This is a genomic window from Pseudomonas sp. NPDC087804, from assembly GCF_044742965.1.
Lineage (GTDB): Bacteria > Pseudomonadota > Gammaproteobacteria > Pseudomonadales > Pseudomonadaceae > Aquipseudomonas > Aquipseudomonas rustica.
The window spans coordinates 1,569,168-1,581,803 of record NZ_JBIUVN010000001.1; the positions used below are offsets into that span (position 1 = coordinate 1,569,168).

At 60.6% G+C, this 12,636-nt stretch carries 12 protein-coding genes; 5 read left to right on the top strand and 7 right to left on the bottom strand.

Features of this window, described 5'->3' with window-relative positions; genetic code table 11:
* The first annotated feature begins 5 nt into the window (after positions 1-5).
* Both ACIOMO_RS06900 and ACIOMO_RS06905 read left to right on the top strand, forming a co-directional pair.
* Positions 6-1,193, top strand: a complete 1,188-nt coding sequence (locus ACIOMO_RS06900) for a type II secretion system F family protein (RefSeq protein WP_159815027.1) — start codon at positions 6-8, stop codon at positions 1,191-1,193.
* 74 nt (positions 1,194-1,267) lie between these two features.
* The gene (locus ACIOMO_RS06905; RefSeq protein WP_401239288.1) at positions 1,268-1,819 is read left to right on the top strand and encodes a hypothetical protein; all 552 of its coding nucleotides are present in this window, start codon (positions 1,268-1,270) and stop codon (positions 1,817-1,819) included.
* Between the two features lie 679 nt (positions 1,820-2,498).
* Here the strand turns inward: ACIOMO_RS06905 and ACIOMO_RS06910 are convergent.
* Positions 2,499-3,398, bottom strand: a complete 900-nt coding sequence (locus ACIOMO_RS06910; protein WP_401239291.1) for a LysR family transcriptional regulator — start codon at positions 3,396-3,398, stop codon at positions 2,499-2,501.
* A gap of 228 nt (positions 3,399-3,626) precedes the next feature.
* On the opposite strand from ACIOMO_RS06910, the gene ACIOMO_RS06915 reads away from it, so the two are divergent.
* Together ACIOMO_RS06915 and ACIOMO_RS06920 are read left to right on the top strand one after the other, a co-directional pair.
* Complete coding sequence (locus tag ACIOMO_RS06915) at positions 3,627-4,646, top strand: alpha/beta hydrolase (RefSeq protein ID WP_401239294.1); 1,020 nt, start codon at positions 3,627-3,629, stop codon at positions 4,644-4,646.
* 108 nt (positions 4,647-4,754) lie between these two features.
* Entirely contained in the window at positions 4,755-6,182 is a 1,428-nt protein-coding gene (locus ACIOMO_RS06920; RefSeq protein ID WP_401239296.1) for a mechanosensitive ion channel domain-containing protein, read from the top strand.
* An 85-nt stretch (positions 6,183-6,267) separates the two neighbouring features.
* On the opposite strand, the gene ycaC is transcribed toward ACIOMO_RS06920, so the two are convergent.
* The 6 genes from ycaC to ACIOMO_RS06950 all read right to left on the bottom strand — a co-directional run bounded on the left by ycaC (position 6,268) and on the right by ACIOMO_RS06950 (position 11,962).
* Positions 6,268-6,891: an isochorismate family cysteine hydrolase YcaC gene (gene ycaC, locus ACIOMO_RS06925; RefSeq protein WP_007913541.1), complete on the bottom strand. Its 624-nt coding sequence runs from the start codon at positions 6,889-6,891 to the stop codon at positions 6,268-6,270.
* Positions 6,892-6,976: 85 nt separating this feature from the next.
* The gene (locus tag ACIOMO_RS06930; RefSeq protein ID WP_282354532.1) at positions 6,977-8,815 is read right to left on the bottom strand and encodes an amidohydrolase; all 1,839 of its coding nucleotides are present in this window, start codon (positions 8,813-8,815) and stop codon (positions 6,977-6,979) included.
* A 43-nt stretch (positions 8,816-8,858) separates the two neighbouring features.
* The gene (locus ACIOMO_RS06935) at positions 8,859-9,485 is read right to left on the bottom strand and encodes an antibiotic biosynthesis monooxygenase (protein WP_053119045.1); all 627 of its coding nucleotides are present in this window, start codon (positions 9,483-9,485) and stop codon (positions 8,859-8,861) included.
* The gene (locus tag ACIOMO_RS06940) at positions 9,478-9,894 is read right to left on the bottom strand and encodes a DoxX family protein (RefSeq protein WP_282354530.1); all 417 of its coding nucleotides are present in this window, start codon (positions 9,892-9,894) and stop codon (positions 9,478-9,480) included. Before ACIOMO_RS06940 ends, ACIOMO_RS06935 begins: the two co-directional genes overlap by 8 nt.
* 273 nt (positions 9,895-10,167) lie before the next feature.
* Positions 10,168-10,527: a DUF6124 family protein gene (locus ACIOMO_RS06945; RefSeq protein WP_401239301.1), complete on the bottom strand. Its 360-nt coding sequence runs from the start codon at positions 10,525-10,527 to the stop codon at positions 10,168-10,170.
* A gap of 511 nt (positions 10,528-11,038) precedes the next feature.
* Positions 11,039-11,962 carry a LysR substrate-binding domain-containing protein gene (locus ACIOMO_RS06950; RefSeq protein ID WP_401239304.1) on the bottom strand — a complete coding sequence of 308 codons (924 nt, stop codon included), beginning with the start codon at positions 11,960-11,962 and terminating at the stop codon, positions 11,039-11,041.
* Between the two features lie 212 nt (positions 11,963-12,174).
* On the opposite strand from ACIOMO_RS06950, the gene ACIOMO_RS06955 reads away from it, so the two are divergent.
* Complete coding sequence (locus ACIOMO_RS06955; protein WP_053119037.1) at positions 12,175-12,597, top strand: helix-turn-helix domain-containing protein; 423 nt, start codon at positions 12,175-12,177, stop codon at positions 12,595-12,597.
* Positions 12,598-12,636: the final 39 nt, after the last annotated feature.

Genomic DNA, 12,636 nt, shown 5'->3' on the forward strand with positions numbered 1-12,636 from the left:
GGCCCATGCGATTTCATTTGAAAGCGGTCGGCAAGGCTGGCGTGGTGTCCTTGAGCGTCGAGGCAGCGGGCGACAGCGAAGCGCGACGGATTGCCGAGGACCAGGGTCTGCGCGTGCTCAGTTCGCACGCCGACAAGCATTGGCGTTCGCTGCGATTGCGTCAGCGCGAGACCTTCAATCTGGTGCTGTTCAGCCAGGAACTGACCACGCTGCTCAATGCCGGCCTGCCGTTGATCGATGCGTTGGAAAGCCTCGCCGAAAAAGAATCCGCCCCCGCTGCCCGGAAAACCTTGAGTGAGCTGGTGCGCCTGCTCTACGAGGGCAAATCGTTTTCGCAGGCGTTGGGCCAGTTGTCGGCGGTGTTCCCGCCGCTGTACGTGGCGCTGGTACAGTCCAGCGAGAAGACCGGCGCGGTCGGCGATGCGCTAGGCCGCTACGTCAGCTATCGCCAGCGTATGGACGAGGTGCGGCAGAAGATCATCAGCGCGTCGATCTACCCGATGCTGTTGTTGGTGGTCGGCGGCGGCGTGGTGTTGTTTTTGATGGGTTACGTGGTGCCGCGCTTCAGCCTGGTGTTTGAAGGGTTGGGCAATAACCTGCCGTGGCTGTCGCAGGTCTTGATGAGCAGCGGCATGTTTCTGCATGCGCATCAGGCGGAATTCTTTGGCGCGCTGGCGGCGATTGTCATCGCCCTCGCCGTCCTGCAAAAACAACCGGCGTTTCGTCGTGGGCTGGATCGGCTGGTGGAGAAACTGCCGGCCGTGCATCAGCGAATTTTCATGTATGAGCTGGCGCGGTTTTATCGTTCGCTGGGGATTCTGCTGCAAGGCGGGATTCCGCTGGTGACCGCCATGAGCATGGTGCGCGGCCTGCTCACCGTGGCGTCGCGGGTACGCCTCGATCAGGCTTGCGAGCGGGTGCGCGAGGGGCAATCGTTGTCTACCGCGCTGGAGCTCAATCACCTGGTGACACCGGTGTCCCTGCGCCTGCTCCGCGCCGGCGAACAGTCCGGCAACCTCGGGCAGATGATGGAACGCAGCGCCGACTTCTACGATGAGGAAATCAGCCGCTGGCTGGAGTGGTTCGTGAAGTTGTTCGAACCGCTGCTGATGACCTTCATCGGCCTGCTCATCGGGGTCATCGTGATCCTGATGTACATCCCGATTTTCGAACTGGCGTCGAGTATTCACTGACCCCGGGAACGGGTCGAATCCCTGCAACAACGCACTCTCACGTTCCCAACAAGACCACAAAGACGGAGAACGATATGCACATTAAAAAGCTCGTGCTCGCAATGGCCATCGGCGCAGTTCTGTCGGCGTCCACGGTACTGATTCCGGACAGTTTGTCGGGGGTTTCCAGTGTTCAGGCCAAGGAAGGTGGGAGTGGTGGTGGAGGGAACGGCGGCGGACATGGCGGAGGGGGTGGCGGTAGCGGCGGTGGAAACGGGGGTGGGCATGGAGGCAGTGGCGGTGGCGGTGGCGGTGGCGGTGGCGGTGGCGGTGGAAATGGTGGCGGTCATGGCGGCAGTGGCAATGGTGGAAGTGGCCACGGTGATGGCGGCAGTGGTCACAGCGGCAGCGGCCAAGGCTCCGGACACTCGGGCAATTCCGCGTCATCCTCCGGCCGCAACGGCACCCACGCCGAACCGGGCGATGATCACGGTGTTCACCGGGCGGGTGAAGTCGGCGACGATCATGGCGTCCATCGCGCCGGTGAAGTCGGCGATGACCGAGGCCTGCATGCAGCGGGCGAACCGGGTGACGATCGCGGCGTGCACGTCGGCGGCGAACCCGGCGATGACAAACGCGCCAACTGACCTCTAGAGCCCACCGCAATTCCTGTGGGAGCGGGCTTGCTCGCGAAGGCGTCGTGTCAGTCAATTGTGTTTTAGCTGACCCGACGCTTTCGCGAGCAAGCCCGCTCCCACAGGACTCGTGGTTTATCCAGATATCACAGCCATCCATAAAGCCAATGTAGGAGCGAGCCTGCTCGCGAATGCTGTGGGTCAGCCAATGATGGGTTAACTGACAGTCCGCCTTCGCGAGCAAGCTCGCTCCCACAGGACTCGTGGTTTACCCAGATTTCACAGCCATCCATAAAGCCAATGTGGGAGCGAGCTTGCTCGCGAATGCTGTGGGTCAGCCAATGATGGGTTAACTGACAGTCCGCCTTCGCGAGCAGGCTCGCTCCCACAGGACTCGTGGTTTACCCAGATTTCACAGTCATCCATAAAGCCAATGTGGGAGCGAGCCTGCTCGCGAATGCTGTGGGTCAGCCAATGATGGGTTAACTGACAGTTCGCCTTCGCGAGCAGGCTCGCTCCCACAGGACTTGGGGTTTACCCAGATTTCACAGCCATCCATAAAGCCAATGTGGGAGCGAGCCTGCTCGCGAATGCTGTGGGTCAGCCAATGATGGGTTAACTGACAGTCCGTCTTCGCGAGCAAGCTCGCTCCCACGGGGTTTTGCAGGGTTTGAAAAATCCACTGTGAGGTTTAGAGGGCGACGTTGTTCTGGTTCAGGCGTTCGCGCAAGAATTCGACCAACGCCTGCACCGGGCGTGAGGCCTGCCGATGCTGCGGGTACACCGCCGACAACGTCAGCGGTTCCGGACGCAGATCATCCAGCACCGGCACCAGCCGGCCATCCTTCAGCGCTGCGCCGACAATAAACGTCGGCAAATACGTAATCCCCATTCCCTGCACCGCCGCATCCCGCAGCAACTCGCCGTTGTTCACCCGCATACGCCCGGTGACATTGACCAACATCGGCTTACCCTGCCCCGCATTAAACCGCCATTGCACCGAACGCCCATGGCCATAAGGCAGGCAATCGTGGTTGAGCAGTTCTTCCGGTTTCAACGGCGTCCCGCGTTCAGCCAGGTAAGTTGGACTGGCGCAATACACCCGTTCGATCGACGCGATGCGCCGGGCGATCAGCGTTGAGTCTTCCAGCACACCAATGCGCAGCGCCAGGTCATAACCCTCGCCCAGCAAATCAACCGGCCGATCACTCAGATCCACCTCCACCGTGACCTCGCGATAGCGCTGCAAAAACATCGGCAGCAGACAACCGAGGTGCGCGACGGCAAACGACAGCGGCGCGCTCACGCGAATCGTTCCGCGCGGCTCGGCGGTCTGCCCGGCGATGCCCTGCTCGACCTGTTCGACCTCGCCCAGCAGGCGCAAGGCCGATTCGTAGTAGCTCTGGCCCAGCGGGGTGACGTCGAGGCGCCGGGTCGAGCGGTTCAACAACCGCACGCCGAGGCGCTCCTCAAGTTGCATCAAGCGCCGGCTGACGAACTGCTTGGACAAGCCCAACTGATCGGCCGCGGCGGTGAAGCTGCCGGAGTCCATGACCTGGCAAAAAATACGCATGTCTTCGAACGGGTTCATTGTCACTCTCTGGTGGACAGTTAAACGCTTTATAGCCGCTTTTTCACTTTCGAGCAGCTCATTAATCTGTGCGCACGGTTTGAAAACAACCCTGAACACGTAGGAGCTGCCGCAGGCTGCGATCTTTTGATCTTGATCTGCGGTGACGCGGGTAAAAGGCAAAAACAGGATCAAAAGATCGCAGCCTGCGGCAGCTCCTACATCACACATTCGAAAATGGAATTGAACATGAACATTAAACAGACCCTCGCCGCTTCCCTCCTCGCCCTGTCCATCGGCAACGCATCCGCCACCGAGACCTCCGGTGTCGAACACAACACTCAGGCCTTCCTCAACGCCCTCGCCGCTGGCGGTGGCAAACCCCTTGAGCAACTCAGCCCGAAAGACGCCCGTGCGGTACTGACCGGTGCGCAGGCTTCGGTGAAAGTCGACTTGTCCGGTGTTGAAGTCAGCGACAAAGCGATCAAGGTCGATGGCCAGACGATCAATCTGAAAGTGGTGCGTCCGGCCAAGGTCAAAGGCGAGTTGCCGGTGTTCATGTTCTTCCACGGTGGCGGCTGGGTACTCGGTGACTACCCGACGCACCAGCGCTTGATTCGTGACTTGGTGGTGGGCTCTGGCGCTGTCGCGGTGTACGTCGATTACACGCCGTCGCCGGAAGCGCAGTACCCGACCGCGATCAACCAGGCGTATGCCGCGACAAAATGGGTGGCTGAGCACGGCAAAGACATCGGTGTCGACGGCAAGCGTCTGGCGGTGGCCGGCAACAGCGTCGGCGGCAACATGGCGGCGGTTGTGGCGTTGATGGCCAAGGAACAGAAAACCCCGGCACTGCGCTTCCAGCTGTTGATGTGGCCGGTGACCAACGCGCAGTTTGACGACGGTTCGTACCAGCAATTTGCCGAGGGCCATTTCCTCACCAAAGGCATGATGCAGTGGTTCTGGGACAACTACACCACCAACCCCGCCGAGCGCGCGCAGATCCATGCTTCGCCACTGAACGCCAGCGCCGAACAGCTCAAAGGCTTGCCTGCTGCACTGGTGCAGACCGCCGAGTTCGACGTGCTGCGTGATGAAGGCGAAGGCTATGCGCGGCACCTCGATGCGGCCGGCGTGGCGGTGACCTCGGTGCGTTACAACGGGATGATCCATGACTTTGGTTTGCTCAATCCGCTGAGCCAGATTCCTGAAGTGAAGGCAGCGGTGCGTCAGGCGGCGGCTGAACTGAAGACTCATTTGAATCCTTAAAATCAAAAGATCGCAGCCTGCGGCAGCTCCTACATTGCAAAGCAATTTTCTGTAGGAGCTGCCGCAGGCTGCGATCTTTTTACTGGCAAGCACTGCGGAGCTTCGGTCATGACATTCTTCTACACCCACCTGCTGTCTCTTAGCGCCGCCCTGCTGCTGCTCGACGCGGTGCTCTGGCACTTCACGCCGTTCACCCATCGTGCGCCAAGAGTGGCTGTGCGGCTGGCGCTGTTTCTGGCCTTCACCGCGTTGGTGATCAATGCCGGTGTCAGCCCGCTGCAAGCCCCGCTGTTCGCCGATGACCGCGTCGCGCAACTGGGTGCAACGGCGTTGGGGATTCTCTGGTGGTTGTACGCCGCGCGAGTTTTGACGGAAGTGATCGGCCTCGCGCTGATGCGTCGCATCGGTCACAGCGGTCGTTTGCTGCAAGACGTGATCGGCGCACTGGTGTTTCTCGTGGCCATCGTTGCCGCCGCCGGTTACGTGCTGGAACTGCCGGTCAAAGGCTTGCTGGCGACCTCCGGGGTGGTCGCTATCGTCGTCGGTCTGGCGCTGCAAAGTACCTTGGCCGATGTGTTTTCCGGGATCGTCCTCAACACCACCAAGCCTTATCAGGTCGATGATCTGGTGATGATCGACGGCGTCGAAGGCAAGGTCTTCGACATCGACTGGCGTGCCACGCATCTGCTGACCAGCGCCGGCACCATGGCCGTAGTGCCCAACTCGGTGGCGGCGAAGGCGAAGATCGTCAACCTCAGCCGCCCGAACAGCATGCATGGCGTGTCGATCAGCATTCAGGTGCCCAATCACATTCGTCCGCGCCGGGTGCTCGATGCACTGGATCGTACGCTGCAAGGCAGCAGCTCGCTGTTGCTGAGTCCGGCGCCAAAAGCCGTGCTGAAAGAGGCCGGCGAAACCATGTCGGAATACGTCGCCAGCGGTTTCATTGCTGAGTTGGGCAAGAAAGGTGAAGTGCGCAATCAACTGTTCGACCTCGCCCACCGGCATCTCGAAGCAGCAGGGATTTCGCGGCATCCGGACGGCGTGATCGAACCGTCGACCCGCGCACGTGCGTTGCTTGATGAAGTGAAAATCTTTCGTTCGCTGAGCAGCGATGAACGTGATCGCCTCGCCGAATCGATGGTCGCTCAGCAGTACACAGCAGGCCAGGTGGTGCTGGGGCTGGATGAAGTGCCGGACAGTCTGTTCGTGATTGCCACGGGCGTGGTCAGTGCGACGGTGCCGGATGGTAATGAGCAGACTGAAGCCGGGCGCATGGGGCCGAGTGAGGTCATGGGTGAGCAGAGTATTCTGGCTGATACGCCGTCGCAGGCTACGTTTACCGCGCTGACGTCGAGCATCATTTATCGTCTCGACAAGAAGCTTACCCGCGAGTGCATGGAGCAGCGGACGGAGGTGGGTCGGGCGTTGAATAAATTGCAGGCGGTACGTCAACAGAACAGTCGCCTCGCGTTGATGGCTAAACCGGTGGCGGTGCGGAAAGGTGGTTTTTTGGGGTGGCTTCAAAAGCGTTGAAAGCAAAAGATCGCAGCCTGCGGCAGCTCCTACATTGGAATGCGATCCCCCTGTAGGAGCTGCCGCAGGCTGCGATCTTTTGATCTTACTTGGCGGTGAACTTGGTATAGCTGTTAATCAAGTTGCGATAGTTCGGCAAACGCTCCGACAGCAAGTGCGCCAAACCTTCCATATCGTTGCGCCAGTCACCCTGCAGCTCGCACGCCACCGAGAACCAGTTCAGCAGGTGTGCACCCGCCGCCGACATCCGCGCCCACGCCGCTTGCTGCACGGTGGTGTTGAAGGTGCCCGACGAGTCAGTCACCACAAACACTTCGTACCCTTCAGCAATGGCCGATAAGGTCGGGAACGCCACACAAACATCCGTCACCACACCGGCGATGATCAGTTGCTTGCGACCGGTCGCCTTGATCGCTTTGACGAAATCTTCGTTGTCCCACGCATTGATCTGCCCCGGACGCTGAATGAACGGCGCATCCGGAAACTGTTCGCGCAGTTCAGGCACGATCGGGCCATTCGGGCCGGCGTCGAAACTGGTGGTGAGGATGGTTGGCAGCTTGAAGAACTTGGCGATGTCGCCCAGCGCCAGCACGTTGTTCTTGAATTCGTTCGGGGTGAAATCCTGTACCAGCGAGATCAGGCCGGTCTGGTGATCGACCAGCAGTACGACCGCGTCATCTTTGTTCAGACGTGTGTAGGGAACGCTCATGGGAAAACTCCTGATGGACGGATGGATGAAGCGTGAAGCGTGAAGCGTGAAGCGCCGACCGGTCGGCCGGCGCTTTGGGGGAGAATCAGAAAGCGAAGCAGGAGCAGCCGAACGCGCCCCAGAACCCGGCGAAGTCGCTGACCGGCGCGTTCGACATCCGCGCCTTTTCATGGCTGTGGGTGTGTACGGCGCAAGGGCCGCTGCACTGGTGAACCTGCGCCTGCAACGGCGAATTCGGCCGCCAGTGGCCTGGGACTTTGACCACCGGCGACCAGTCCGGCAGCACCGGAATCGAGCGCGGCCCGAGGTCTTCGAAGTCGCCGGCAGCGTAAACAATCTTGCCGCCGACCACGGTCAGTACCGACTCGATCCACTTGATCGCTTCTTCCTCGACATGGAAAAAGTCCGCGCTCAGCGCTGCTAGATCCGCCAGCTGCCCGACCTTGATCTGGCCTTTCTTGCCCTGCTCCGAGGAGAACCAGGCGCTGCCGTGGGTGAACAGTTCCAGCGCGGTGGTGCGCGGCAGACCTTCTTCGTACAGCGCCAGCCCGCCGACGGTGCGGCCGCTGACCATCCAGTACAGCGACGTCCACGGGTTGTAGCTGGAAACCCGCGTCGCATCGGTACCCGCGCCGACCGGGACACCTTCGGCGAGCATGCGTTTGATCGGTGGGGTCGCTTCGGCGGCTTGCTTGCCATAACGGTCGACGAAATATTCGCCCTGAAACGCCATGCGATCCTGAATCGCAATGCCGCCGCCCAGCGCTTTCACCCGCTCGATGTTCTGCGGGGTGATGGTTTCGGCGTGGTCGAAGAACCATGGCAAACCGTTGAAAGGAATGTCGCGGTTGACCTTCTCGAACACATCGAGCATGCGGCTGATCGATTCGTTGTACGTCGCGTGCAAACGGAATGGCCAGCGCTGTTCAACCAAGTGGCGCACCACCGGTTCCAACTCTTCTTCCATGGTCTGCGGCAGATCCGGGCGCGGCTCGAGGAAGTCTTCGAAGTCCGCTGCGGAGAACACCAGCATCTCGCCGGCGCCGTTGTGGCGCAGGTAGTCGTCGCCCTGATGCAACTTGACGCTGCCAGTCCAGTTCTGGAAATCGCTCAGTTCTTCTTTCGGTTTCTGGGTGAACAGGTTGTAGGCGATGCGCACGGTCAACTGGTCGTCTTTGGCCAGTTGCTCGATGACTTGATAATCGTCCGGGTAGTTCTGGAAACCACCGCCAGCATCGATCGCGCTGGTCAGGCCGAGGCGATTGAGTTCGCGCATGAACTGGCGGGTCGAGTTGACCTGATACTCCAGCGGCAGCTTCGGCCCTTTGGCCAGCGTCGAATAGAGAATCATCGCGTTCGGCCGCGCGACCAGCATACCGGTCGGGTTGCCATTGCTGTCGCGAACAATCTCGCCACCCGGTGGGTTCGGCGTGTCGCGGGTGTAACCGGCGACACGCAGCGCGGCGCGGTTGAGCAGCGCGCGGTCGTACAAATGCAAGATGAACACCGGTGTGTCCGGTGCGGCCTGGTTGATTTCTTCGAGGGTCGGCATGCGTTTTTCGGCGAACTGGAATTCGTTCCAGCCACCGACCACGCGCACCCATTGCGGGGTCGGCGTGCGGTCAGCCTGATCCTTGAGCATGCGCAGCGCGTCGGCCAGCGACGGCACGCCTTCCCAGCGTAGTTCGAGGTTGTAGTTCAAACCGCCACGGATCAGGTGCAAGTGCGAGTCGTTGAGTCCGGGGATCACGCAGCGGCCGTGCATATCGACCACTTGCGTGTTCGGCCCGCGCAGGGCCATGGCCTGGTTGTCGTTGCCGACGACCACGAAACGGCCATCGGTAATCGCCACGGCACTGGCCAGCGGTTTGGTGCGGTCTACGGTATGAAATTGGCCATTGAATAGAATCAGATCGGCGCTCATCGCAGTTCCTCAAGCAAAGTAAAAAGAAGCAAACCCCGCGCGCTCAGCGTGGCGAGGTTTCTTGGGAATCGAGGTGTTCATGGGCCTGACTGGCTTCGAGCCACGGCGCGAACAAGCGCGTGACGCGCGGCATGAACACGTACACCACCGACACGACGATGGTCAGAGTGATCAGGAACGTGGCGACCACGTAGTTGGAAAGCAGCGGATGCAATCTGAGCAGCGGCCCCCAGATCAGCGGCACCAGCAAGGTGTGCGGCAGAATCACCAGCAGCGTGATCACTGCTTGTTTCCAGCGCGGCGGTGGCGAAGCGGCTTCGGCCAGTGGCGAGAACCAGAACTCGTTGACCGGCGCGACTTCGGTCTGGTCGCCATCGGCAAGCATCGGTGCAGCTTCATCGACCAGCGCCTGACGCTGCGGCGATTCCAGCCACGATTGCATGGCGTCGGTGGAGCAAAAGCGCAGCACGCAGGTGTAGAAATCGAGGCCGGCACGTTTACCGCGCACCACATCAACCCCCAAGTGCCCTTCCCGCTGGCCCGCGACCCGCACGATATTGCGCAGCCAGGCTTCATACGCCGCCTCAAACCCGGCCTTGACCCGGTGCTTGACGATCAGCGTCACGGTCTCATCAGACCCCGGTGCTTTTGGACTCAGGACTTCAGGCATAACGCAGCACTCCGGGCAATCGGACATTAAGCGCCAGCCGTCCCGGCCCGGCGATAAACACAGTGGCAAACAGGATCAACAGCAACCAGCCGAACTGCCCCTCGGCCACACTCCATTGCGGATGCACGACCAACAACGCCACCAGCAGAACAAAGAGAATAGGCACGCAGGCCAATCGCGCCAGTACCCCGGCGACGATCAGTAGCGGACAGACGACTTCGGCGAAGATCGCCAGCATCAGGGTGAGGTGCGAACCGAGGTGGAACGGATCTTCGATCAGCTGCAATTGCGCGCTGAAATCCAGCAGCTTGGGCAAGCCGTGTACCCACAGCAAAAACAACCCGCCGCTGACCCGCAGAAACAGCAAACCGGCGTCGCGCGCCCGTTCATCGCGTTGCAAAGCGTTCATGACCCCATCCTGGAAACTTCATCGACCTGAATAATGCCGATGCCGGGAAGGGAAAAATTGAACGGGTGTGCTCAGTTCACCAGCGTGCCGAGATATTCAGCACACCGCAAAACCCTGTGGGAGCGGGCTTGCTCGCGAAGGCGTCGGGCCAGTCGATTGATCGTTCCCACGCTCTGCGTGGGAATGCAGCCCGGGACGCTCCGCGTCCCTTCCAGGGCCGAACGCGGAGCGTCCGTTGAGGCATTCCCACGCAGAGCGTGGGAACGATCATGTTCAGGCAGGTGGATTGAGGTTATCCAGCACCCGATTCACCGCGAGCTCTCCGAGCATGATCAACTGCGCAATTCCCAACAACGCCCGGCGCTGCGCTGCGGGAAGGAGGTGGGCAACGTCCTGGGCAATGGTTTTGGCTGAGGCGAGGGTTTCGCTGGCGTCGGTCAGTAGATCTTCGTTTTTGGTGTCGGCGGTGACGGCGTACATTCCACGGGTTTTACGTGGAGGCGGCGTAGAGCCGGGCGGGCAAAGGTAATGGTCGAGGGCGCGGTCGGCGGCGTCGTGGAGTTTTCTGGAATCGATGGATGCGTAGGGGGATGTGGGGTCGATGTCTGGTGGGTTGGGGGTGACTTTGAACATGGGTGTTGCTCCTAGAGTCGATGGAGCTGCCACGATTCGCTGCGAGACGAATTAAGGTGGCAGCTATACGCGGGTCGCAGACCGGGACTCTAGAACCGGCAGACCCGAAGGTCTCCCACGTACAGCCGCCATGACAAAAACGAACAGATGCGTGTTCGCCGATGGAAGATGTTGTGCGTCTAGAGATATGCGGGCTGCGAGACCCGATCACTGGTGTCAGTGACCGACCCACAATAGAACCCGGCTCCAGAGCGCACAAGCCGGCGGATTCTGTCTTAGCTGTAGGCAAAGGCGCAAGGTTGTGTAGCCTGAAAGAGTGTCTGCTGGTGTTGCTTAAACAGCGGTGTTTAAAACACCCACAACGCCGGGCTCACACCCAACAAATGTAGGAGTGAGCCTGCTCGCGATAGCGGTGTTTCAGTCAATACAGGTATCGGCAGAACTGACGCTATCGCGAGCAGGCTCACTCCTACAGGGGGATTTTTGTTGTTTGTGAGATCGGCGGAAGGAGTCAGACCGTTGGGATATCCAGCGGCGCCGCCATGAATTGACTGATCCGCGACCGCAACCACTTCTCCGCCGGATCGTTGTCATGCACCCCGCTCCACGCCATCGACAACTGCGCCGCATCAATCGGAAACGGTGGGTCTTCGGCGCGCAGCGCACAGCCCTCAACCAGCGCGCACGCCGCATAATCCGGCACGGTGGCGATCATTTCTGTACCCGCCAGCAACGCGCGCAAACCACTGAACTGTGGCACGCCGAGCACGACGCGGCGGCTGCGGCCGAGTTTGGCCAGGTCGAGGTCGATGTTGCCGCTCAAGTCGCCGGAGAACGAGACCATCGCGTGCGGGCGTTCGCAGTATTCGTCGAGCGTCAGCGGGCCTGGGCGGTCGTCGCCGCGCAGGACTTTGCAGGGGATGTCGCGGAGTTTTTTGCGTTTGGCGTTGGCCGGCAGGTCGGTGGTGTAACTGACACCGACGGAGATCTCGCCGGACGCCAGCAGCGCCGGCATCAGCAAGTAGTTGGCGCGGCGCACCACGACGACGATGCCCGGTGCCTCTTCCTGAAGCTGACGCAACAACGGCGGGAACAGGCCAAATTCCGCGTCGTCCGACAAGCCGATCCGAAACACATCGCAACTGCTTGCTGGCTCGAATTCCTTGGCGCGGCTGACGGCACCGGAGATCACGTCCATGGCCGGTTGCAGCTCTTTTAGAATGTCGAGCGCGCGCGCCGTCGGCTCCATGGCGCGACCGTTGCGCAGCAGCAACGGATCATCGAACAGATCGCGCAAACGGCCTAACGCGGCGCTGACGGCGGGTTGGCCCATGAACAGTTTTTCGGCCACGCGTGTCAGGTTCTTTTCGAACATCAGTGCTTCGAATATCACCAGCAAGTTCATGTCGACGCGGCGCAGATCGTTACGGTTCATGGGCTCGATTTCCTTGTATGGCCAGCCAGACGCAAGTGCTACGCACTTTACTCGATCAACAGCCCTTGCAGCGCGGGTCTGTTAGGCGAATTAACAACGATTAACTCGTCAGCCGTCAGCCCGCGCACAACAATCGATGGCCTGCGCAGCGTTGTTTTTTGACCTGAGGGAAAGCGCCGAGTGTGCGTTCCCCACCGACACGGATCCTGGCCATGGCTCATTCTCTGCAAACCGTCGCCCTCGCCCCTGCCTGCGAACCCGTCGTGCCACGCACCGGTGGCCTCAGCCCGCAACGGGTGCGGCGGGTCAAGCAACTGATCCTCGACCGTCTCGGCGAAAGTCTGGAAGTCACCGAACTGGCGCAGGCGTGCTCGTTGTCGCGCAGTCATTTTTCGCGAGCCTTCAAGTGCAGCACCGGCGTGTCGCCACAAGACTGGATACGCGGCCAACGCCTCGCCCGCGCCAAACTGTTGATCCAGCACACCGACCTGAGCCTGACGCAAATCAGCCTGGAATGCGGTTTCTGCGATCAGGCGCATTTCTGCCATATTTTTACTCGCAGCGAAGGGATCAACCCGTTCGCCTGGCGCTGCCAGGTCATGCGTGAACCAAGAAGTCCTCGCCCACTGTCATGAAGTTTTGAACCCACCACTCACACCAGCCGTTGCACCGAT